This window comes from Streptomyces sp. f51 (assembly GCF_037940415.1).
Taxonomy (GTDB): Bacteria; Actinomycetota; Actinomycetes; order Streptomycetales; family Streptomycetaceae; genus Streptomyces.
In genome coordinates this window covers 4,125,001-4,147,042 of the sequence record NZ_CP149798.1, presented here as the reverse complement: position 1 = coordinate 4,147,042, position 22,042 = coordinate 4,125,001, and the positions used below count along the sequence as shown (strand labels likewise).

18 protein-coding genes and 2 rRNA genes (1 of these 20 cut by a window edge) are annotated in these 22,042 nt (G+C 69.2%); 4 read left to right on the top strand and 16 right to left on the bottom strand.

Translation table 11 applies throughout. The features are described 5' to 3' along the window. Positions 1 to 70: 70 nt before the first annotated feature. Complete coding sequence (locus WJM95_RS18100) at positions 71 to 2,089, top strand: PA14 domain-containing protein (protein WP_339130754.1); 2,019 nt, start codon at positions 71 to 73, stop codon at positions 2,087 to 2,089. A gap of 110 nt (positions 2,090 to 2,199) precedes the next feature. Here WJM95_RS18100 and WJM95_RS18095 read toward each other — a convergent pair whose 3' ends face one another. The 5 genes from WJM95_RS18095 to WJM95_RS18075 all read right to left on the bottom strand — a co-directional run bounded on the left by WJM95_RS18095 (position 2,200) and on the right by WJM95_RS18075 (position 7,967). Next, positions 2,200 to 3,903 (bottom strand): bifunctional uroporphyrinogen-III C-methyltransferase/uroporphyrinogen-III synthase, encoded by a 1,704-nt coding sequence (locus WJM95_RS18095; RefSeq protein WP_339130753.1) that lies wholly within the window; start codon positions 3,901 to 3,903, stop codon positions 2,200 to 2,202. Continuing rightward, a complete protein-coding gene (gene hemC, locus WJM95_RS18090) occupies positions 3,900 to 4,859 on the bottom strand; it encodes a hydroxymethylbilane synthase (RefSeq protein WP_339130752.1) in 960 nt (319 codons plus the stop codon). The genes WJM95_RS18095 and hemC overlap by 4 nt, the downstream gene beginning before the upstream one ends. After that, positions 4,856 to 6,571, bottom strand: coding sequence for a glutamyl-tRNA reductase (locus WJM95_RS18085; protein WP_339130751.1), 1,716 nt, complete (start codon positions 6,569 to 6,571; stop codon positions 4,856 to 4,858). The genes hemC and WJM95_RS18085 overlap by 4 nt, the downstream gene beginning before the upstream one ends. Further along, positions 6,568 to 7,326: a redox-sensing transcriptional repressor Rex gene (locus WJM95_RS18080; protein WP_339130750.1), complete on the bottom strand. Its 759-nt coding sequence runs from the start codon at positions 7,324 to 7,326 to the stop codon at positions 6,568 to 6,570. Before WJM95_RS18080 ends, WJM95_RS18085 begins: the two co-directional genes overlap by 4 nt. A gap of 341 nt (positions 7,327 to 7,667) precedes the next feature. Then, complete coding sequence (locus WJM95_RS18075) at positions 7,668 to 7,967, bottom strand: glutaredoxin family protein (RefSeq protein ID WP_339130749.1); 300 nt, start codon at positions 7,965 to 7,967, stop codon at positions 7,668 to 7,670. A 185-nt stretch (positions 7,968 to 8,152) separates the two neighbouring features. Between WJM95_RS18075 and WJM95_RS18070 the strand changes: the two genes are divergently transcribed. The 3 genes from WJM95_RS18070 (at position 8,153) to WJM95_RS18060 (ending at position 11,961) form a co-directional block, all read left to right on the top strand. Beyond that, the gene (locus tag WJM95_RS18070; protein ID WP_339130748.1) at positions 8,153 to 9,094 is read left to right on the top strand and encodes an HAD-IB family hydrolase; all 942 of its coding nucleotides are present in this window, start codon (positions 8,153 to 8,155) and stop codon (positions 9,092 to 9,094) included. A 608-nt stretch (positions 9,095 to 9,702) separates the two neighbouring features. Next, positions 9,703 to 10,473, top strand: coding sequence for an ECF subfamily RNA polymerase sigma factor, BldN family (locus WJM95_RS18065; protein ID WP_339130747.1), 771 nt, complete (start codon positions 9,703 to 9,705; stop codon positions 10,471 to 10,473). Between the two features lie 255 nt (positions 10,474 to 10,728). Next, on the top strand, positions 10,729 to 11,961 hold the full coding sequence (locus WJM95_RS18060; protein WP_339130746.1) for a DUF5667 domain-containing protein: 1,233 nt from the start codon (positions 10,729 to 10,731) through the stop codon (positions 11,959 to 11,961). Positions 11,962 to 12,065: 104 nt separating this feature from the next. Here WJM95_RS18060 and WJM95_RS18055 read toward each other — a convergent pair whose 3' ends face one another. From WJM95_RS18055 to WJM95_RS18005, 11 genes are all read right to left on the bottom strand, one after another. Further along, positions 12,066 to 13,109, bottom strand: coding sequence for a lysophospholipid acyltransferase family protein (locus WJM95_RS18055; RefSeq protein WP_339130745.1), 1,044 nt, complete (start codon positions 13,107 to 13,109; stop codon positions 12,066 to 12,068). A gap of 14 nt (positions 13,110 to 13,123) precedes the next feature. After that, positions 13,124 to 14,185, bottom strand: coding sequence for an NAD-dependent epimerase/dehydratase family protein (locus WJM95_RS18050; protein ID WP_339130744.1), 1,062 nt, complete (start codon positions 14,183 to 14,185; stop codon positions 13,124 to 13,126). Between the two features lie 366 nt (positions 14,186 to 14,551). Next, entirely contained in the window at positions 14,552 to 14,650 is a 99-nt protein-coding gene (locus WJM95_RS18045; RefSeq protein WP_003948845.1) for an AURKAIP1/COX24 domain-containing protein, read from the bottom strand. Positions 14,651 to 14,792: 142 nt separating this feature from the next. After that, positions 14,793 to 15,002 carry a helix-turn-helix domain-containing protein gene (locus WJM95_RS18040; RefSeq protein ID WP_093781815.1) on the bottom strand — a complete coding sequence of 70 codons (210 nt, stop codon included), beginning with the start codon at positions 15,000 to 15,002 and terminating at the stop codon, positions 14,793 to 14,795. Between the two features lie 129 nt (positions 15,003 to 15,131). Further along, a complete protein-coding gene (locus WJM95_RS18035) occupies positions 15,132 to 15,947 on the bottom strand; it encodes a phosphatase (protein ID WP_339130743.1) in 816 nt (271 codons plus the stop codon). A gap of 201 nt (positions 15,948 to 16,148) precedes the next feature. Further along, the gene (locus tag WJM95_RS18030) at positions 16,149 to 17,321 is read right to left on the bottom strand and encodes an acetoin utilization protein AcuC (protein ID WP_339130742.1); all 1,173 of its coding nucleotides are present in this window, start codon (positions 17,319 to 17,321) and stop codon (positions 16,149 to 16,151) included. Further along, positions 17,272 to 18,501 carry an MFS transporter gene (locus WJM95_RS18025; RefSeq protein ID WP_339130741.1) on the bottom strand — a complete coding sequence of 410 codons (1,230 nt, stop codon included), beginning with the start codon at positions 18,499 to 18,501 and terminating at the stop codon, positions 17,272 to 17,274. Before WJM95_RS18025 ends, WJM95_RS18030 begins: the two co-directional genes overlap by 50 nt. Positions 18,502 to 18,641: 140 nt before the next feature. Further along, positions 18,642 to 19,388 (bottom strand): VC0807 family protein, encoded by a 747-nt coding sequence (locus tag WJM95_RS18020; RefSeq protein WP_339130740.1) that lies wholly within the window; start codon positions 19,386 to 19,388, stop codon positions 18,642 to 18,644. A gap of 133 nt (positions 19,389 to 19,521) precedes the next feature. Next, positions 19,522 to 20,166 carry an HAD family hydrolase gene (locus WJM95_RS18015; protein WP_339130739.1) on the bottom strand — a complete coding sequence of 215 codons (645 nt, stop codon included), beginning with the start codon at positions 20,164 to 20,166 and terminating at the stop codon, positions 19,522 to 19,524. Between the two features lie 67 nt (positions 20,167 to 20,233). Then, a 5S ribosomal RNA gene (rrf, locus tag WJM95_RS18010) occupies positions 20,234 to 20,350 on the bottom strand. A gap of 86 nt (positions 20,351 to 20,436) precedes the next feature. Beyond that, a 23S ribosomal RNA gene (locus tag WJM95_RS18005) occupies positions 20,437 to 22,042 on the bottom strand; it runs 1,516 nt beyond the window's last position.

The window sequence follows — 22,042 nt, the reverse complement described above, 5'->3', positions numbered from 1 at the left end:
GATACAACCAACCGCCCTGGTCACGGGTCTAGTCACAGCCCCCTCGAACGGCCCGAAAGGCATCCCCTCCGTGAAGAACCCCACCTGGCTGAGACTCGTCGCCGCCGTCGCCGTCACCCTGGCGACGAGCGGCGGCCTGCTCGCCGTCGACGCCGGCCCGGCCGCCGCCGCCGACTGCGCCTCTCCGGTGTTCAAGCGCCAGTACTTCGCCAACACCACCTTCTCCGGGACCCCGAAGAAGACCGACTGCGACAGCGCGGTCAGCGAGAACTACGGCACCGGCGCCCCGGCAGGTGTCGCCCTGCCCAAGGACAACTTCTCCGTCCGCTGGACCGCCACCCGTGACTTCGGCTCCGGCGGGCCCTTCACGTTCGCCGCCGAGGCGCAGGACGGCGTCCGCGTCTACCTCGACGGTGTCCGCAAGATCGACGCGTGGAAGAACGTCTCGTCCACGCAGAAGAAGTCGGTCGCCCTCACGGTCCCCTCCGGCAAGCACACGCTGCGCGTCGACTTCGTCGCCTGGACGGGCGCGGCGAACGTCAAGTTCGCTTACACGCCCCGGACTTCCGCCACCGTCGACAAGGTGAAGCCGCTCACTCCGACCGGGGTGAGCGCGCGGCTCGACAACGCCACCGCGCAGGCCGTGGTGTCCTGGGCCGCGAACAAGGAGATGGACCTCGCCGGCTACCGCCTGTACCGCCGTGAGGAGGGCAGCAGCACCTGGCTGAACGTCGGGAGCACCACCGGCACCACCTACTCCAACCTCCCGACGGCTCCCGGCCGCACCTACTTCTACGAGGTCCGGGCCTACGACAAGGCGGGCAACGTCTCGGTGGGCAGCGCCGACCAGCGGGTGGAGACCGTCGCCCTCACCACGCCGACCGGCCTCACCGCCCAGGGTCTGGACGAGGGCATCAAGCTGACCTGGAGCCCGGTCCGCGGAGCGGTGCGCTACATCGTGTCGCGGAGCAGCGAGATCGGGGGCGACGTCAGCACGTCCGGCACCGGCTTCACCGACACCAAGGCCACACGGTCCCGGTCCTGGACCTACCGGGTGCGGGCCGTCGACGGGGCCGGCCGTGTCTCCGGGTACTCCGCCCTCGTGAAGGCGACCCGGCCCGTCGCCGCCCCGCACGACCTGACCGCGACACCCGACGCCCACCGGGTCGTCCTCAGATGGACCGTCGACCCCGACACGGACGGGCAGTACTACGACTTCAACGTGTACCGGTCTCTGTCCCTGCCGGTGAACACCTCCATCGAGCCGTCGAGGTGCGACACCACGTACACACGCCTGGCCGACGGCCGGTACCGGTACACCTGCACCCAGACCATGGCCCCGAACACCACGTACCACTACGTGGTCAAGGGCTACGACAACGCCGAGCGCGAGTCCCTGGCCTCTCCCACGGTCACGGTCACCACCCTCGCCTCCGACCAGGACACCACTCCGCCCGCCGCGGTCACCGGGCTGACCGCCGAGGCCACCGAGTACGGCGTCGTCCTGGACTGGAACGCCAACACGGAGACGGATCTCAAGCGGTACACGGTCTACCGCGGAGAGGTGCTCAGGGACGAGGAGGACGGCACCGCCGTGTGCTCCGGCTCCGAATGGGCCTACCTGAGCCCGGCCACCACGCACTACGTCGACGCGACCCTGCCCGACGGCGACGAGCACTGCTACTGGATCGACGCCGTCGACACGAGCTACAACTCCAGCTACAGGTGGACCGGAAAGGCCCTGGTCGTCGCCGTCACCGAACTCGACCTGACCCCGGCCGTCGCCACGCCCGAGGGCTCCCCGGTGTCCCTGGAGGCGTCCGCCGCGGACGCGGGCGGCGCCGTGGACCTGTCCTGGAACGCGGTCGAGGGCGCCACCGGCTACCGCGTCCTGCGGTGGGACCGGGACGCGGGCCGGTACGTGAGCCTGACCGGCGACACCCCCGTCACCGGGACCTCTTACGAGGACACCGCCGCCCGCTCCGGTACCACCCACTTCTACTGGGTGACCGCAGTCCTGGCGGACGGCACCGAGACCGCTCCGGGCGCCGACTGGGCCATCCTGGTGCCGCCGGGGTCCGACGGCTAGAACACCGATCGCCCTGGGCGAACCAGCGGCACCGGCCCGTCCGGCCGGGCGTGGGACGAAGAACGCCCCGCCGTCTCCCGGAGGAGGCGGCGGGGCGTTGCTCACCTGGTTCAGGTGGTGCGGCGCCGGCGCGAGCCGGGGCGGCGCTCGCTCGGGCGGGTCACCGGGTCGCCCGCGTCCAGTGCCGCGGCACGGCGGCGCAGGCCGAACTCGGCCAGGGCCTCGGCCAGCTTGTGCACCGAGGGCTCGGGGGCCATCACGTCGACCCGCAGCCCGTGTTCCTCGGCCGTCTTGGCCGTGGCCGGGCCGATGCAGGCGATCACCGTGACGTTGTGCGGCTTGCCCGCGATGCCGACCAGGTTCCGGACCGTGGACGACGAGGTGAACAGGACCGCGTCGAAGCCGCCGCCCTTGATCGCCTCACGGGTGTCCGCCGGCGGCGGCGACGCGCGCACGGTGCGGTACGCCGTGACGTCGTCGACCTCCCAGCCCAGCTCGATGAGCCCGGCGACGAGGGTCTCCGTGGCGATGTCCGCACGGGGCAGGAAGACACGGTCGATTGGGTCGAAGACCGGGTCGTAGGGCGGCCAGTCCTCGAGGAGACCCGCGGCCGACTGCTCGCCGCTCGGCACCAGGTCCGGCTTCACACCGAAGGCGACGAGCGCGTTCGCGGTCTGCTCGCCGACCGCGGCGACCTTGATGCCCGCGAAGGCACGCGCGTCGAGGCCGTACTCCTCGAACTTCTCCCGGACCGCCTTGACGGCGTTGACCGAGGTGAAGGCGATCCATTCGTAGCGGCCGGTGACCAGGCCCTTGACCGCGCGCTCCATCTGCTGGGGCGTGCGCGGCGGCTCGACGGCGATCGTCGGCACCTCGTAGGGCACGGCCCCGTACGACCGAAGCTGGTCGGAGAGCGAGGCCGCCTGCTCCTTCGTCCGCGGCACGAGCACCTTCCAGCCGAACATCGGCTTGGACTCGAACCACGACAACTGGTCGCGCTGGGCGGCGGCGGAACGCTCACCGACCACGGCTATGACCGGCCGGCCGCCGTCCGGGGACGGCAGCACCTTCGCCTGCTTCAGCGTCTGCGCGATCGTGCCGAGGGTGGCCGACCAGGTGCGCTGGCGGGTCGTCGTGCCGGCGATCGTCACCGACATCGGGGTGTCGGGCTTGCGGCCGGAGGCCACCAGTTCGCCGGCGGCCGCGGCCACGGAGTCGAGCGTCGCCGACACCACGACGGTGCCGTCGGAGGCGCCGACCTCGGTCCAGCAGCGGTTCGAGGCGGTGCGCGCGTCGACGAACCGTACGTCCGCGCCCTGCGCGTCGCGCAGCGGGACACCCGCGTAGGCGGGGACACCGACGGCGGCCGCGATGCCGGGCACGACCTCGAACGGAACGCCCGCGGCGACGCAGGCGAGCATTTCCTCGGCCGCGTACGTATCAAGTCCCGGGTCCCCGGACACCGCACGCACGACCCGCTTGCCGCCCCGTGCGGCCGTCATGACAAGATTGGCGGCGTCCCTCGACGCGGGGTCACCAACGGCTGTTGACGCGCTGTCAACAACCGTCAGCTGAGGCGTGCCTGTGCTCTGGTACGGAACCGGCGAAGTGTCCGGATCCGTGTTCAGAACAGCGACGCCTTGTCTGGCGTGAACGCGCACCACGTCGAGCACATCGTGCTCGGCGACGAGGACGTCCGCGTTCGCCAGCGCCTCCACGGCGCGCAGTGTCAGCAGCCCTGGATCTCCGGGTCCGGCACCCAGGAAGGTGACGTGCCCGTGGACCGGACCGGTGGGAAGGTTGGTGGGGCTCACAGTGCTCGCTCCCCCATCAGACCGGCCGCGCCCTTGGCAAGCATCTCGGCGGCGAGTTCACGGCCGAGCGACATCGCCTGGTCGTGTGTCTCGGGCACGGGACCGGTGGTGGACAGCTGCACCAGCGTCGAGCCGTCGGTCGTGCCGACGACGCCGCGCAGGCGCATCTCCTTGACAACCTGCCCGTCGGCCAGAAGGTCGGCGTACGCGCCCACGGGAGCGCTACAGCCGGCCTCCAGGGCGGCAAGCAGGGATCGCTCGGCGGTCACGGCGGCCCGGGTGAACGGGTCGTCGAGCTCGGCGAGCGCGGCGACGAGGTCCGCGTGATCCGCGGCGCACTCGATCGCCAGGGCCCCCTGGCCGGGGGCGGGCAGAACGGTGTCGACCGACAGGAAGTCGGTGACCTCGTCGATCCGGCCGAGTCGGCTGAGTCCGGCGGCGGCGAGCACGACGGCGTCGAGCTCCCCGGCGTGGACGTACCCGATCCGGGTGTCTACGTTGCCTCGGATGGCGACCGTCTCGATCGTCATGCCGTGGTTGCGCGCGTAGGCGTTCAGCTGGGCCATGCGGCGCGTCGAGCCGGTACCGACGCGCGCGCCGTCCGGAAGCTGCTCGAAGGTCAGTCCGTCGCGGGCGACCAGCACGTCACGGACGTCCTCGCGCACCGGCACGGCGGCCAGCGCGAGGTTCTCGGGCTGCGCGGTCGGCAGATCCTTGAGGGAGTGCACGGCGAAGTCGACCTCCCCGCGCACCAGGGCCTCGCGCAGCGCGGTCACGAAGACACCCGTGCCGCCGATCTGCGAGAGGTTCTCGCGGGAAACATCGCCGTACGTCGTGATCTCAACGAGCTCGACGGGCCGTCCGGTCACCTGGCTCACGGCTTCCGCCACCTGCCCGGACTGGGCCATGGCGAGTTTGCTGCGCCTGGTCCCGAGCCTCAAAGCCTGCTCACTCATGCTCGCCCTCGGTTCTTGGCGTTCTCGGTGTTGTTCTCGGCCCGCGAGACGGCGGCGACCGTCTCCGGGTCCAGGTCGAACAGGGTCCGCAGCGCGTCCGCGTACCCGGCACCGCCGGGCTCGGCGGCAAGCTGCTTGACCCGTACGGTCGGCGCGTGCAGCAGCTTGTCGACGACGCGCCGCACGGTCTGGGTGATCTCGCCGCGCTGCTTGTCGTCGAGGTCGGGCAGCCGTCCGTCCAGTCGCGTGATCTCGTTCGCGACGACGTCGGCGGCCATGGCGCGCAGCGCCACCACGGTGGGCGTGATGTGCGCGGCCCGCTGGGCTGCGCCGAACGCGGCCACCTCGTCGGAGACGATCCGGCGCACCTGGTCCACGTCGGCGGCCATCGGCGCGTCCGCGGAGGCCTCGGCGAGCGACTCCAGGTCGACGAACCGCACGCCGAGCAGCCGGTGAACGGCCGCGTCGATGTCACGGGGCATCGCGAGGTCGAGCAGCGCGAGCACCGGCGCGGGGCGGGGAGCCTCGGCGACGGGTTCGGGCCTGCGGCGCTCGGGGATGCGTCCGGTGGTCGCGGCCGCGGCGGCCAGCGCGGCGATGAGCTCGGCGTCGACCTCGGCGTCCTCGCCGGGTGTACGACGGCCGTCGCGGCGCTCGACGGTTCCGGTGCCCTTGTCCACCCAGGCCGCGTGCTGCTCGAGCGTGGCGGCGTCCATGCCGGCGACGGCCGCCTCCCCCATGACGGAGAAGCCGGTCGCGCCCTGCACGGCGGACAGGTCCAGCGGGCAGGCGTCCTCGGTGCCGGCGTCGGCGGGAGCGAGCCGGCCGGCCGGACCGGCCGTCGTCTCGCGCAGCGCCGCGGGCGTTCCCGTACGTCCCTCGACGGCGGCGGCGACGGTCTCGGCCGTCAGGACGAGCCCGGTCGCCCCGGTGCACGAGACGGCGATGTCGGCACGTGTCAGCTCGACCGGCACCGAGTCCATCGGTACCGCGCGGGCCAGCACGTCCGTGTCGTCGCCGCCGGTGAGGATCTCGGCGAGGCGCTCGGCGCGGTCGGGGGTGCGGTTGGCGATCACGATCTCGCCGACGCCGACGCGCGCGAGCGTGGCGGCGGCCAGCGAGGACATCGAGCCCGCGCCGATGACGAGGGCCTTCTTGCCCTTGGCCCAGGCCTCGACGGCCCGCCCCGCGGACAGCTGCTCCAGGCCGAAGGTGACCAGGGACTGTCCGGCGCGGTCGATGCCGGTCTCGGAGTGCGCGCGCTTGCCGACCCGCAGGGCCTGCTGGAACAGGTCGTTCAGGAGGCGGCCCGCGGTGTGCTGCTCCTGCGCGGTGGCGAGCGCGTCCTTGATCTGACCGAGGATCTGTCCCTCGCCGACGACCATCGAGTCCAGACCGCAGGCCACCGAGAAGAGATGGTGGACGGCCCGGTCCTCGTAGTGCACGTACAGATGGGGAGTGAGCTCCTCCAGGCCGACGCCGCTGTGCTGGGCGAGGAGCGTGGACAGCTCGGCGACGCCCGCGTGGAACTTGTCCACGTCGGCGTACAGCTCGATGCGGTTGCAGGTGGCGAGCACCGCGCCCTCGGTGGCGGGCTCGGTGGCGAGGGTGTCCTGGAGCAGCTTGACCTGCGCGTCCGCGGACAGCGCGGCCCGTTCGAGGACGCTGACCGGAGCGCTGCGGTGGCTCAGTCCGACGACGAGGAGACTCATGCCGGCATCACGGCGGGAACATCCCCGTCGGGCCCTTTGCCGTTGTTCTCGCGCTCGGCCGGGGCGGCGGCACCGGCCTGCGCCTCGGCCTCCTCGCCCGCCTTGCGCTGCTCGTGGAACGCGAGGATCTGAAGCTCGATGGAGAGATCGACCTTGCGCACGTCGACGCCGTCCGGGACGGTCAGGACGGTCGGCGCGAAGTTCAGGATGGAGGTGACTCCGGCCGCGACCAGGCGGTCGCAGACGGGCTGTGCGGCTCCGGCCGGGGTGGCGATGACACCGATCGAGACACCGTTCTCGTCGATGATCTTTTCCAGTTCGTCCGTGTGCTGCACCGGGATCCCGGCGACGGGCTTGCCGGCCATCGCGGGATCGGCGTCGATGAGCGCCGCCACCCGGAAACCGCGGGAGGCGAACCCTCCGTAGTTGGCCAGTGCCGCACCGAGGTTGCCGATGCCGACGATCACAACCGGCCAGTCCTGGGTCAGGCCCAGTTCGCGGGAGATCTGGTAGACGAGATACTCGACGTCGTAGCCCACGCCACGGGTCCCGTAGGAGCCGAGGTAGGAGAAGTCCTTGCGCAGCTTCGCGGAGTTGACCCCCGCGGCGGCGGCGAGTTCCTCGGATGAGACCGTGGGTACCGAGCGTTCCGACAGTGCGGTGAGAGCTCGGAGGTACAGCGGAAGCCGGGCGACGGTGGCCTCGGGAATTCCTCGGCTGCGGGTCGCCGGTCGGTGAGTTCGGCCAGTTGCCACGGTGCTCCTGCGGGTAGAGCGGGGCTGAAGGCGGTCACACCTACCTGGACCGCCCCGTCGAATGCAGGCTATGTCTTTGTGAACGCGTGCACAAAGACGGTGTCCGATTTGCCCGGCCAACGTGACCGGGGTCACGCATGCCCGGCGCGCCCGTATGGAACCGGCGCGCGGACGACTCCGTTCCGCACCTGAAGGGGGCAAAACCGCACACGCTCCTCAACGAATCCCGCCCCCGAGACCAATCGCCGTCGATCCTAGGCGACTTTCCGGACACCTTGGGCTGCTCGGTCAGGTCACAGTCGGGGTACGTCACGGGCGCGATCGGAGTCGTCGCGCACCGCTCACGGCGTGAGGGCTTTGCGAAGGCGTTCCTCGTTCACACGCCAGAAGGTGTGCTGGGCGCCGTCCACCAGCACGACCGGGATCTGCTCCCAGTACTGGCGGTGCAGTTCCTCGTCCTCGGTGATGTCCTTCCCCTCCCAGGGGACCCCGAGATCACCGCACACCTTCTCGATCACTTCCTGTGCGTCATCACACAGATGACACCCGGGCTTCCTTATCAGTGTGACCAGGTGCTCCGCGGGCACCTTGCTCTGCGTACGGCGGTCGCTGCGCCGGAACATGGGGCTCATGCACGCCATTCTCCCGCTCCGGGCGGGCAGGTGGGCACGGCTCGGGGCATCACGCGGGAGCGGGCGCTCGCGGGGGGCGACTCGCCGGGCGGCGGTGCTTCGGAGCGGTCGTTTAACGGCATGGCCGCGGAGAGTTCACAGCGTCGAATCCTCTCGACTCCGGAAGCACCGAACAGACTGGCTATGCTCACGACATGGCCGCTCTCGGATGGCTCACTCCCCGTAGGCGCTCCGCGACCGCGCGGAGCGTGTTGGCAGGCGAAGCCTCGGCGGAGGCAGCGCGCAAGTCCTCGCAGGAACTTCAGGAACTCGAAGAACAGGCGCCACCGGACGCCGTGGAGGAACCGGACTTCCCGGTGCTCGGCGACGACAAGGCCGCCGCGTTCTTCGATCTCGACAACACCGTGATGCAGGGTGCCGCCCTCTTCCACTTCGGACGCGGGCTGTACAAGCGGAAGTTCTTCGAGACCCGCGACCTCGCGAAGTTCGCCTGGCAGCAGGCGTGGTTCCGGCTGGCCGGGGTCGAGGACCCCGAGCACATGCAGGAGGCGCGTGACTCCGCGCTGTCGATCGTGAAGGGTCACCGGGTCTCCGAGCTGATGTCGATCGGCGAGGAGATCTACGACGAGTACATGGCCGAGCGGATCTGGCCCGGGACGCGGGCGCTCGCCCAGGCGCACCTGGACGCCGGCCAGAAGGTGTGGCTCGTCACGGCGGCGCCGGTGGAGATCGCCACGGTGATCGCGCGGCGGCTGGGGCTGACGGGTGCTCTCGGTACGGTCGCGGAGTCGGTGGACGGGATCTACACCGGCAAGCTGGTCGGTGAACCGCTGCACGGGCCGGCGAAGGCGGAGGCCGTGCGGGCGCTGGCGTCCGCGGAGGATCTGGACCTCTCGCGCTGTGCCGCGTACAGCGACTCGCACAACGACATTCCGATGCTCTCGCTGGTGGGGCATCCGTACGCGATCAACCCGGACTCGAAACTGCGCAGGCACGCGCGGGACTTCGACTGGCGGCTGCGGGACTATCGCACCGCGCGCAAGGCCGCGAAGGTCGGGATTCCCGCCGCGGCCGGGGTGGGTGCTGTGGCCGGCGGCACGGCCGCGGCGATCGCGCTGCACCGGCGGCGTCGCTAGCCCGGTCGCGGGCTCGGTCGCGGGTTCGGCTCCGGTCCGGTGGTGGGGCGGGGCCGTGCCGGTGCATCAGGCCGTCGCCGTTGGGTGAGGTGTGGGCGTCGGTGGCGACGGCCATCGATGTACCGGCACGGCCCCTCGCGCCGGATCCCGGGTGCGGGTGCGTCCACATTTCGGCTTCGAGCGGGGGAAGTTTCAGCCCCTCCGGCGATTGAGGAGCGAGGTCCGGGGCGGAGCCCCGGGTGTGGGACGGGTGGGCGGCGGGGGCGAAAACCTGTCCGGACCTGGGGGTTGAGCGCCGCTCCGGCAGGCAATCACATCGTCCTACCCACGCCGTGGGCCACTCAGTCGCGCTCCGCACAGGCGGGCACAACACGCTCTGTACTCAGACGGAACACGAACCCAACCGATCAACAAGCGGTCACCGAACGATACTTGAACAGGCATCGATCCGTGCCAAAAGCGTCGTAATCGATGATTTTAGCAACTGGGTGTAGTGCTGCCTGTACGAAGCGTTATTCTCCTCAGACGCAAACCGGTACCCCTCCGTCGCTACGACGGGTGAAAGGTCCCGCACTGCACGTGATGGAAGCTCTGCCTCTGGGAGTCCCGTGTACTCACACGTCGGGGTTGACGCCTCGGGCCTGGCTACGCTGCGCGCAACGGTCCTGGACCGTCTGCGCGGCTTCGTCCCCACCGCGTACGCCGTCCCCGCCTTCGCCCTCCCCACGCCCGTCGGGCCCTGCTATGCCCTGGCCGACGGCAACGCGACGGTCGGCCGGCGGGGCCGCTCGGGCTCGGCCACCACCGCACGCCGTCCGGCCGCGGACAGCGACAGCGCCCGGATGATGGATCTCGTGGAGCGCGCCCAGGCCGGCGAGGCCGACGCCTTCGGACGGCTCTACGACCAGTACAGCGACACCGTGTACCGCTACATCTACTACCGGGTGGGAGGTAAGGCGACTGCCGAGGACCTCACCAGTGAGACCTTTCTGCGCGCGCTGCGTCGGATCGGCACCTTCACCTGGCAGGGCCGTGACTTCGGCGCCTGGCTCGTGACCATCGCCCGGAACCTGGTCGCCGACCATTTCAAGTCCAGCCGCTTCCGGCTGGAAGTGACCACCGGCGAGATGCTCGACGCCAACGAGGTCGAGCGCTCCCCCGAGGACTCCGTCCTGGAGTCCCTGTCGAACGCGGCACTGCTGGACGCCGTACGACGGCTCAATCCCCAGCAGCAGGAGTGCGTGACACTCCGTTTCCTCCAGGGGCTCTCGGTCGCCGAGACCGCCCGGGTGATGGGCAAGAACGAGGGTGCGATCAAGACCCTCCAGTACCGGGCCGTCCGCACGCTGGCCCGGCTCCTGCCCGACGACGTGCGCTGAGCCCGTTTTCGACCACAGGGCCCCGCGCACGCTCAGCGACGTCCAACTCACCTTCTGTGAAAGTCTGTTGACTTCGCGGTCTGTGTGTCCGCCGTCCGTAACCGAAGTGCCGTGACACTCGTTGTGCGGGATACAGGCTCCCTGTGGTCACGCCCTGGCCAGCGCCGATCACCCGATCGTGTGCACACGGCCAGGGGGTGCAACCCTCAGGACCCCCTGGGGAGTCGACCGTCATGACGAGAGGAGGTGCCGCCAGTGATCGCGAACGTATCAGCCCACCGGCGGGCGAACGCCTTCGCCCAGGCCCTGGAGGAGATCGACCAGGGCACGGCGGCCGAGCAGCCCGATGGGTCGGCACCGTCACGGGCTGCTGCGGAACAGACCGAGCAAGGGCTGCTGTTGGCCCTCGCCACCGGTCTCGGCGAGCTGCCCCAACCGGAGCTGGACCCCGAGGTCAAGATCGTGCAGCGAGCCCAGCTCGTCGCCGCGATGGAGGCCATGCTGCAAGAAGGCACCGCCGCCGGAGGCGAGGGTCCGGGCCGCGCTCTGCCCGAACAGCGGTCCCATCGGGCCAAGGGCTCGCACCGGGCGACCGGACTGGGGAAGCTGCGGCCCCGGTCCCGGCTGTCCAAGGGGCTGGCCGCCGGCGGCCTCACCGTCGGTGTGGCCGCCGGAGCCTTCGGCGGTGTGGCCGCCGCGAGCTCCGACGCCCTGCCCGGTGACTCGCTCTACGGGCTCAAGCGCGGCATGGAGGACATCAAACTGGGCCTGGCCCACGGCGACAGCGACCGGGGCGAGCTCTACCTCGACCAGGCCTCGAACCGCCTGAGCGAAGCCCGCCGGCTGATGGAGCGGGGCCGTTCGGGACACCTCGACCACGAGTCCCTCGGCGAGGTCCGCCGCGCCCTGTCCGGCATGCAGCACGACGCCTCCGAGGGCCACCGGCTGCTGCACGAGGCGTACGAACGGGACGGCTCACTCGGCCCCATCCAGGCCCTGTCCGCCTTCTCCCAGTCGCACCGCCAGGCCTGGGGCGCGCTGCGCGACCGGCTGCCTGTGCAGCTCGGTGACGTCAGCGACCAGGTCTCGTCGGTCTTCGAGGCCATAGACGAAGAGGTCGACCCGCTGCGCTCGCTGCTGCCCAGGACGCCCGCCCCCGAGGGCACCGGACGTCACCGGGGCAAGAGCGAGGAGTCCACCCGCTCGCCGGGCACGGACACCCCGGCGCCCAGCGCCAGCGGCGGCTCCGCGGAGGCGAGCCACAGCAGCGGCAAGCCCAAACCGTCGAGTTCGAGCAGCAGCAGCGAGGGCCTGCTCGGCGGCGGTACGGGCGGCCTGCTCGACCCGCCGCAGGACAGCACCAGTTCCTCCCCGTCCTCCAGCGCCGGCGGCAGGAGCAGCGCGACCAGCGCACCCGACGTCACCCTGCCGCCGCTGCTCCCCGGTCTCCTGCCGGGCCTCGGCATCGACACGCAGAACAGCGACTGACCGGACCGCCGCGGTACGTCGATGGGGGCGCCCTCCTCGGGAAGGGCGCCCCCATCGACGTACAGGCATATCAGGACATGATCAACAGAATCGTAACTGCATGATCAGAAGAAAACCGACCTGCGCTGCACCAGCAGCTTGTACAGGGTGTGCTGGATCTGCTCCCTGACCTGGTCGGTCAGATTGAACATCAGCATCGGGTCGTCGGCCGCCTCCGGCGGATAGCCGTCCGTGCGGATCGGCTCGCCGAACTGGATCGTCCACTTGGTGGGCAGCGGGATCGCGCCGAGCGGGCCGAGCCACGGGAACGTCGGAGTGATCGGGAAGTACGGGAATCCCAGCAGCCGCGCCAGGGTCTTCGCGTTGCCGATCATCGGGTAGATCTCCTCCGCCCCGACGATCGAGCACGGAATGATCGGAGTGCCCGCGCGCAGCGCCGTCGAGACGAAGCCGCCCCGGCCGAACCGCTGGAGCTTGTAGCGCTCGCTGAACGGCTTGCCGATGCCCTTGAAGCCCTCCGGCATCACCCCGACCAGTTCGCCCCGCTCCAGCAGCCGCTCGGCGTCCTCCGCGCAGGCCAGCGTGTGACCCGCCTTGCGGGCCAGCTCGTTGACGACCGGCAGCATGAACACCAGGTCGGCGGCGAGCAGGCGCAGATGCCGGTTCGCGGAATGGTTGTCGTGGACGGCGACCTGCATCATCAGGCCGTCCAGCGGCAGGGTGCCCGAGTGGTTGGCGACGATCAGGGCACCGCCCTCGGACGGGATGTTCTCGACGCCCTTCACCTCGACGCGGAAGTACTTCTCGTACACCGGCCGGATCAGCGACATCAGGACCTGGTCGGTCAGCTCGTGGTCGTACCCGAACTCGTCGATCTCGTAGTCGCCCGTGAGCCTGCGGCGCAGGAAGGACAGGCCCCCCGCGATGCGCTGCTCCAGGCTCGCGCCGCCCTGACGGGGCGGCTCCTCCTCGTGCGTCACAGGAACATCATCCTGCGGGAGGGTCCGACCGGGCATGGGCTGGACCTCGCGTACGACCACGGGCTCGCCCTTGCGCCGGCTCCCCGCGGCCCGGCGCCTCGCCGGGCGCTGCACCGCAGCCCCGCGCGAGCGGTCGTCGTCGAACGGAATGACCTTGGCGTCCGCCATCGTTGATGCGCTCCTCAGTTGGCGCTCTGCGTCGGGGGGTGGCCGCCGCCCAGCACGGGCAGCGCGGCGATCTTGTCCACGGCTCCCGCAAGGGCCTCCGGGGGCAGGAGTCCTGGACCCCTGCTCTGGGCGAAGTCCGCGAAGGTCTCCGCCGTCGTGTACTTCGGCTGGTAGCCCAGGGTTTCGCGCATCTGGACCGTGGCGACCACCCGGCCGTGCGTCAGCAGCCGCAGCTGCTCCGGAGAGAAGTCCGTCACCCCCAGGGTACGCACGGCCGTACCGGCCCAGCTGAGGGCCGGCAGCAGCAGCGGGACCGTGGGCCTGCCGAGGCGCCGCGCGCACTGCGAGAGCAGCAGGACGCCGTCGCCCGCGATGTTGAACGTGCCGCTGTTGAGGGTGCCCCGCCGCGGCTCGTGCGAGGCGAGCCGCAGGACCTCGATGACATCGCTCTCGTGGACGAACTGGAGCCGGGGGTCGTAGCCGAACACGGTCGGCAGCACCGGCAGCGAGAAGTACGAGGCGAGCGGCGAATCGGCGCTCGGGCCGAGGATGTTGGCGAACCGCAGCACGCACACGGCGACGTCGGGCCTGCGGCGCGCGAAGCCGCGTACGTAGCCCTCGACCTCGGTCGTGTCCTTGGCGAAGCCGCCGCTGGGCAGTGACTTGGGCGAGGTGGTCTCGGTGAAGACGGCGGGGTCGCGGGGCGCGGAGCCGTAGACGTTCGTGCTGGACTTCACGACGAGCCGCTTGACCGTCGGGGACTTCTGGCAGGCACCGAGCAGCTGCATGGTGCCGATGACGTTGGTCTCCTTGACCGTGGTCCGGCTGCCGGAGCCCAGCGCCGTGCCCGTCACGTCCATGTGGACGACCGTGTCGACGGAGTACTCGGCGAGAACCCGGGCGACGGTGGGCTGGCGGATGTCGGCCTGCACGAAGTCGGCGCCGCCGATGTGGTGCTCGGGCGGGACCGCGTCCACGGCGATCACCCGGTCCACCTGCGGGTCACGCTGGATCCGTCGTACGAACCGGCCCCCCAGCTGCCGGGCCACCCCGGTCACGAGCACGACCTTCCCCAAGATCAGCGCCTTCCTTCCAGAACTGGACGTAGCTCCGCTCGTACTGCCGGGTTCCCCGTGTCCGGCCAACTTAGCGGGTTGATGTTGCGCTGTGATGACCGCCCGATGCACGAAGTGACGACAGGCATGGACGTACGACAAGACCCAGCCATTCGGCCCACAGGCACGGGCGGCGCGCATGGCCGAAGTCGTTCGACGGTCGAGCGGTCTTTCGGGGTTCCGCTTCGGCTTCCGCGGCCGCGGTGGAGGTCCCCGGTCGGCTCCGCGGCGCCCCGGCCGGCCTCGGGGTGGAATTCCCCGGCCGGGTACGCCTGTGGCCTCCCACCAGCCGGTGAGAGGCCACAGTACGCGTTTCCGCGGCGTCGCTTACTTCTTGTTGCGACGCTGGACGCGAGTGCGCTTGAGCAGCTTGCGGTGCTTCTTCTTCGCCATCCGCTTGCGCCGCTTCTTGATAACAGAGCCCACGACTACCCTCGCTCACTTCTCTTTACTCGGTGCTGGGCTGCATGGGCCCACACGACCTATGAGGGGCCAGCCTACCCGCCCGAGGGCTGAGGTCGTAATCGAGGTGATTCCGGGAGATCGCGAACGGTCTCCCGGAACGCCGTCAGGCGGTCTCCACCCCCACATAGCTCTCGCGGAGGTACTCGTGAACCGCTTGCTCCGGCACCCGGAAGGACCTGCCCACCCGGATCGCCGGCAGATGACCGCTGTGCACCAAGCGGTACACGGTCATCTTCGACACTCGCATCACCGAGGCGACTTCCGCCACGGTAAGGAACTGAACCTCGTTCAGAGGCCTCTCGCCTGCCGCCATGTCACACCTGAACCTTCCGCACTCGACGGCCACCGGCTTCCCCTTCCGGTGACTCTTCGTCGTTGCGCACTCACTCCCCAATGTAGGGGCGGGTGATGCGAGTGGGGAAGAGGGGATGCCATCGGCCGCCTACTGTGACAGACACGCTCGATTGAGTACATAGCGAGTAAGCGGTCGGTAGTAATCAGACCGCACAGCGTCATCAAGCGGAACGACGACGGACACCCGCCCCTCTGCCTCTCCGACGAACAGCGCGGGATCGTCCGTATCGGCGAGACCGATGGCCTCGAACCCCAGCTGACCTGCCCCGCAGACCCATCCGTGGTCTCCGATGACCAGCTCCGGGAGCGGGTCGCCGCGCTCCGCGGCGGCGGCCAGAACGGTCCGAACCGGGAGGGGTGAATGGGTGTGTGCGCCGGTCGCACGACCGGCGGCCCCCGCCTCCGGTTCGCGCACCAGCGCGACACCTTGTACGTAGTCGAGGTTGTACGTGCGTAGACCGAACCGGGTCGTTATGTCGATAGAGCTACCCTGCGCGGGGGTGAGGACGGTACATCCAGCCGCCGACAGGGCGTCCGCGAGCGCGGCGTAGAAATCGATCAGACGGTGCGGGTGACCGGTGCCGAGAAGCACGGGGTGACGGTGGCGGGCGGCTTCGCCGAGCCGTTCCGCGAAGGCGTCGAGAGCCGCCAGGGTCCGCTCCGGGTCGATCACATCATGCCCCGAAGTGTCCGACGGATCAGCCGAGACCCCGCATTTGTCGGCCATCAACCCGATCAGATCCCGCTGGCACCACGCCCATTCGGGATCAAGTCCGAGCAGAAGCCGAGGGTCACGGGCCGCGAAGAGCCGGTAGCTGCGCAGGCTCCGCTCGCGCGAGGTGGCCACGGGCCCGGCCAGCCGGGCGGCCAGCAGGTGTGCACGCAAAGCTCCGGTGCTCAACACGTCAGCCAGGCTGGCGCATTCACCCGTACCCAATGCCCAAAATGCCGAATATGCCCCACAGTTGGGCTAATGGCCCACCGGGATGCCGGGGAGGGACCGACGGCGGATGCGGGACCCGCATCCGGGGCATGGGCGAGAGGTCGTCGTCCGTGAAGGACCGACGAGCGGGGCCGTCGCGGGAGTTCGGTCCCGCGCGGGCTCCTACGGGAGCATCCCCCGCAGCGGGAACACGGCCTTGCGCGTCGCCACGATCGCCTGGTCGAGCCGGTCCGCCGGGTCGTACCCCGACTCCCAGTCCTTCCAGGACACCGGCCACCGGCCGTCCGTCATCCGCATCGGCGCCAGCTGCCGCGTACGGGCGAAGACCTCCTGCCGCCAGCTCTCCGGGACCACCGTCTCGGGCTCGACGGGACGGCCGGCGGCCACGGCCACGAGATGCGTCCACGATCGCGGCACCACCTCCACCACCGCGTAGCCGCCGCCCCCCAGCGCGACCCAGCGTCCTTCCGCGTACGTGTGCGCCAGGTCGTGACAGGCGACCTGCACCGCCCGCTGCGCGTCGAGGGAGACGGCCAGGTGCGCGAGCGGGTCCTCGAAGTGCGTGTCCGCGCCGTGCTGGGTGACCAGCACCTGCGGCCGGAAGTCGGCGATCAGCTCGGGCACCACGGAGTGGAACGCCCGCAGCCAGCCCGCGTCCCCGGTGCCCGCCGGCAGCGCGACATTGACGGCCGTGCCCTCCGCGCTGTCCGCCCCGGTCTCCTCGGGCCATCCCGTCTGCGGGAACAGCGTCCGCGGATGCTCGTGCAGCGAGATCGTCAGAACCCGCGGATCCTCCCAGAAGGCCGCCTGGACACCGTCACCGTGGTGCACGTCCACATCGACGTACGCGACCCGCTCGGCGCCCAGCTCCAGCAGCCGGGCGATCGCGAGAGCGGCGTCGTTGTAGACACAGAACCCCGAGGCGGCACCCGGCATCGCGTGATGCAGCCCGCCCGCGAAGTTCACCGCGTGCAGCGCCTCCCCGCGCCACACGGCCTCCGCCGCCCCCACGGACTGCCCGGCGATCAGCGCGGACACCTCGTGCATCCCGGCGAACGCGGGATCGTCCATGGTCCCGAGGCCGTACGACAGGTCGGCCGACCCGGGATCGGCGGACGCGGCCTTGACCGCCGCCACGTAGTCCTCGCGGTGCACCAGACGCAGGGTCGAGTCCCCGGCGGGCTTCGCCGCCACGACGTCGACGGCCCGGTCGAGCCCGAAGGCGTCGACGAGTCCCCGGGTCAGCCGGAGCCGGACCGGATCCATCGGATGGTCCGGCCCGAAGTCATACCCCGTTACTGCCTGGTCCCACATCAGCTGTGCGCGGCCGCTCATGCACGTCACCGTATCGGTCCGGTCGAGGTTCGAACGAGCGGGCGTACCCGAGGGTCGCCAGGACCAGAACCATCGGTACGAGCATGGCGCCCCGGTAGTTCCAGGCGTCACCCAGCGCGCCCACCAACGGGGACCCGACCAGGAACCCGACGTAGTTGAAGATGTTCAGCCGCGCGATCGCCGTGTCCGACGCCCCGGGGAACAGCCTCCCGGCGGCCGCGAAGGTCTGCGGCACGATCACGCACAGCCCGAGGCCCAGGAGCGTGAACCCCAGCATGCCCACCCCGGCCCCCGGCGCCACGGCGACCACACCGAACCCGAGCGCGGCGACCACGGCACCCAGCCGCACCACCGCCACGGCCCCGAACCGCCGTACCCCGAGGTCCCCGACGGCCCGCCCCACCAGGGTCATCACCATGTAGACGTTGTACGGAACGGTCGCCATCTGCTCCGAGCTGCCGAGCACGTCCTTGAGGTACTTCGCGCTCCAGTTGGAGACCGTCGAGTCCCCGATGTAGGCGAACGTCATCACCAGGCACAACGGCAGCAGCAGCTTGAAGACGAGGGGACCGGCACCCGCGCCGGCCTGCGCGTCCTGCGTCCCCTCCGCACCCGCGTCCGCACCCCCGTCGACGTACCACCGGCTGCCCACCAGGGCGAGCGGCAGCAGCACCAGCACGACCGGCAGGTACGACACGAAGAGCGACAGGTGCCAGTGCGCCCCGGCCCACGCGAGCGAGGCGCCCACGATCCCGCCCAGGCTGTACGCGGCGTGGAAGCCGAGCATGATGCTGCGTCCGTACGACCGCTGGAGACTCACCCCGAGCATGTTCATCGAGGCGTCGAGAGCACCGACCGCCAGGCCGAAGACGCCGAGGGAGACGGCCACCTCGGCGAGCTGGTCGCCCGCGCCGACACCGAGCAGGGCCAGCAGCACGACCGGCTGCGACCACCGCAGGATGCGGCTGGGGCGTATGCGCTTGACCAGATGCTCGGTGGTGACGCTGCCCAGCCCGGCGAGGACCGGGACGGCCGCCAGGAACAACGGCAGCAGCGCGTCGGAGATCCCGTAGCGGTCCTGGATGGCCGGGATACGCGTCACGAGCAGCGCGAAGGCGGCCCCCTGAGCGAAGAAGCTGAACGCCAAAGAGGCCCTACCGCGCCGCAGCACATCTGTCATGGCGGCGAGCGTAGGGCCCCGGCTTACCGGTGGGTAGATCAAGCCGAAGGTGAATTTTGCTCAGCTCTTCGGGGAGGGACTCCCGAGGGACTGCCGGGACGCTTGGGGCGGACCCGAACGGGCCCGCCGGCAGGGGGCGTTCAGCTGTGCGTCCCGGTTCCGGCGGCGAGCTCCCGCTCCAGCATCTTCTCCATCGGGACGACGGCGAAGCGGCCGCTGAGCAGGAAGGCGAGGACCATCGAGGCGATCGTGACGACCGTGCCGAGCCAGACCATGGTGTCGATCGGCAGCGTGTAGGCGCCCACGGCCTTCGCGACGCACTCGCTGAGCAGGACCGTGCCCCACACCAGCGAGAAGGTCCGCTCGGCCTTCCGGAAGGCCGCGGAGCCGGCCGCCAGCCGGTCCCAGGCCGCGGCCCGCGCCGCGTCACCCTTCACGAGGAAGGGCTTCATGGCCTGCGTCATCATCGGCCGGCCGAGCCTGACGGACACCAGGACACCGATCCCGATCGCGCTGCTGACCCCGCTGTCCTTCGCGAGCATCAGCCGCGGGTCGCCGGCGACCAGGCTGAGCGCGAGCCCGACCACGTTGACGACCAGGATCAGCGCGGCCATCGCGTTGACCCTGCGCTCCTTGACCACGCTCCACACGGTCCGCACGGCCGGCACGACACTGCTCCAGCCCAGGGCGGCCATCGTGCTCATCCCGAACCCGTTCTTGAGCAGGTAGTACGACCCGACGGGCACCGCCACGTCCACGATCAGCGGCAGAAAGCTCGGCCGGGGACCCGCGGTCTCCGGGACGGCGATCGTGCCCGCCCTGGCAGCGCGGGTGGTCTCTCCGGTGCTGATCCCGCCGGTGCTGATCTCCGTGACGGTGATGCTCATGATCGGGTCCCTCCGCGTCGCTGTGTACGTCCCGTTTCGATGTACTCAGCTTCGCGGTCGGACCCCGCCCGCCGACAGAAACGATCGTCCGGTGCTCGGCATGACAAATGTCAGCGCCGACCGATGGGTGCCGTCATACCAGCAGGTCAGCCAACTCGCCCATGTCCGCGAACAGTTGGGTGGCATCGGTCAGCCTGTCGGCCGGGGTCATGGCGGTGAACCCGTACACGTCCATCCCGGCCGCGTTGGCCGCCTGGACGCCCAGGGGGCTGTCCTCGACGACGGCGCACCGCTCCGGTCGTACGCCCATGCGCTCGGCGGCGTGGAGGAACAGATCGGGTGCCGGCTTGCCCCGCCCGACATCCTGCGAGCTGAAGACCCGCCCTTCGTCGAACCAGCGGTCGAGCCCCGTCGTGCGGTGTCCGACCCGGATCCGCTCATGGCTGCCGGAGGAGGCCACGCAGTACGGCACTCCGTCCGCGGCCAGCTTCTCCAGCACCTGGCCGGCCCCGGGGACCGGCTTCAGCTCCTGTTCGAAGGCGGCGAAGACCCGCGCGTGGAACACGTCGTCGAAGTCGTCCGGCAGCCGCCGGCCGGTGCGCTCCAGGACCAGATCGTGGATGCGGTGCATCGCGGAGCCCATGTAGTCCCGCAGGGAGTCCTCGTACGAGGTGGGGTGTCCCAGCTCGGTGAGATAGGCGGCCAGCAGGGTGTTGGAGATCGGCTCGCTGTCCACGAGGACGCCGTCGTTGTCGAAAATAATCAGGTCGTAGCGCATAACAAAGACCCTAAACGCAGAAAACCCCCGTACCGGTATCCCCGGCACGGGGGTTTTCTCAAAAATTGTTCGGCGGCGTCCTACTCTCCCACAGGGTCCCCCCTGCAGTACCATCGGCGCTGTGAGGCTTAGCTTCCGGGTTCGGAATGTAACCGGGCGTTTCCCTCACGCTATGACCACCGAAACTCTATGAAACTGTCAACCGGAGCCGTGGCATGGCTACGACGGTTGTTCGTGGTTTCAGAACCAACACAGTGGACGCGAGCAACTGAGGACAAGCCCTCGGCCTATTAGTACCAGTCACCTCCACCCGTTACCGGGCTTCCAGATCTGGCCTATCAACCCAGTCGTCTACTGGGAGCCTTAACCCCTCAAGGGGGTGGGAATACTCATCTTGAAGCAGGCTTCCCGCTTAGATGCTTTCAGCGGTTATCCCTCCCGAACGTAGCCAACCAGCCATGCCCTTGGCAGGACAACTGGCACACCAGAGGTTCGTCCGTCCCGGTCCTCTCGTACTAGGGACAGCCCTTCTCAATATTCCTACGCGCACAGCGGATAGGGACCGAACTGTCTCACGACGTTCTAAACCCAGCTCGCGTACCGCTTTAATGGGCGAACAGCCCAACCCTTGGGACCGACTCCAGCCCCAGGATGCGACGAGCCGACATCGAGGTGCCAAACCATCCCGTCGATATGGACTCTTGGGGAAGATCAGCCTGTTATCCCCGGGGTACCTTTTATCCGTTGAGCGACGGCGCTTCCACAAGCCACCGCCGGATCACTAGTCCCGACTTTCGTCCCTGCTCGACCCGTCGGTCTCACAGTCAAGCTCCCTTGTGCACTTACACTCAACACCTGATTGCCAACCAGGCTGAGGGAACCTTTGGGCGCCTCCGTTACTCTTTAGGAGGCAACCGCCCCAGTTAAACTACCCATCAGACACTGTCCCTGATCCGGATCACGGACCCAGGTTAGACATCCAGCACGACCAGACTGGTATTTCAACGACGACTCCACCCGAACTGGCGTCCGAGCTTCACAGTCTCCCAGCTATCCTACACAAGCCGAACCGAACACCAATATCAAACTGTAGTAAAGGTCCCGGGGTCTTTCCGTCCTGCTGCGCGAAACGAGCATCTTTACTCGTAGTGCAATTTCACCGGGCCTATGGTTGAGACAGTCGAGAAGTCGTTACGCCATTCGTGCAGGTCGGAACTTACCCGACAAGGAATTTCGCTACCTTAGGATGGTTATAGTTACCACCGCCGTTTACTGGCGCTTAAGTTCTCAGCTTCGCCACCCCGAAGAGTGACTAACCGGTCCCCTTAACGTTCCAGCACCGGGCAGGCGTCAGTCCGTATACATCGCCTTACGGCTTCGCACGGACCTGTGTTTTTAGTAAACAGTCGCTTCTCGCTGGTCTCTGCGGCCACCCCCAGCTCATGGAGTAAATCCAATCACCAGTGATGGCCCCCCTTCTCCCGAAGTTACGGGGGCATTTTGCCGAGTTCCTTAACCATAGTTCACCCGAACGCCTCGGTATTCTCTACCTGACCACCTGAGTCGGTTTAGGGTACGGGCCGCCATGAAACTCGCTAGAGGCTTTTCTCGACAGCATAGGATCATCCACTTCACCACAATCGGCTCGGCATCGGGTCTCAGCCTTAATGTGTGACGGATTTGCCTATCACACGGCCTACACCCTTACCCCGGGACAACCACCGCCCGGGATGGACTACCTTCCTGCGTCACCCCATCACTCACCTACTACCACCTTGGGTCGGCGGCTCCACCACTCCCCTCAACTCCGAAGAGATCAGGGCGGCTTCACGGCCTTAGCATTAATGGGCTCGATGTTTGACGCTTCACAGCGGGT

What these genes read in the sequence shown, in the direction of transcription:
- hemC (WP_339130752.1), bottom strand. Translation starts at nt 4,859, where the DNA reads ATGAGTGAGCAGGCTTTGAGGCTCGGGACCAGGCGCAGCAAACTCGCC.
- WJM95_RS18085 (WP_339130751.1), bottom strand. Translation starts at nt 6,571, where the DNA reads ATGAGTCTCCTCGTCGTCGGACTGAGCCACCGCAGCGCTCCGGTCAGC.
- WJM95_RS18075 (WP_339130749.1), bottom strand. Translation starts at nt 7,967, where the DNA reads ATGGCGTGCATGAGCCCCATGTTCCGGCGCAGCGACCGCCGTACGCAG.
- WJM95_RS18070 (WP_339130748.1), top strand. Translation starts at nt 8,153, where the DNA reads ATGGCCGCTCTCGGATGGCTCACTCCCCGTAGGCGCTCCGCGACCGCG.
- WJM95_RS18055 (WP_339130745.1), bottom strand. Translation starts at nt 13,109, where the DNA reads ATGGCGGACGCCAAGGTCATTCCGTTCGACGACGACCGCTCGCGCGGG.
- WJM95_RS18040 (WP_093781815.1), bottom strand. Translation starts at nt 15,002, where the DNA reads ATGGCGGCAGGCGAGAGGCCTCTGAACGAGGTTCAGTTCCTTACCGTG.
- WJM95_RS18030 (WP_339130742.1), bottom strand. Translation starts at nt 17,321, where the DNA reads ATGAGCGGCCGCGCACAGCTGATGTGGGACCAGGCAGTAACGGGGTAT.
- WJM95_RS18025 (WP_339130741.1), bottom strand. Translation starts at nt 18,501, where the DNA reads ATGACAGATGTGCTGCGGCGCGGTAGGGCCTCTTTGGCGTTCAGCTTC.
- WJM95_RS18020 (WP_339130740.1), bottom strand. Translation starts at nt 19,388, where the DNA reads ATGAGCATCACCGTCACGGAGATCAGCACCGGCGGGATCAGCACCGGA.
- WJM95_RS18015 (WP_339130739.1), bottom strand. Translation starts at nt 20,166, where the DNA reads ATGCGCTACGACCTGATTATTTTCGACAACGACGGCGTCCTCGTGGAC.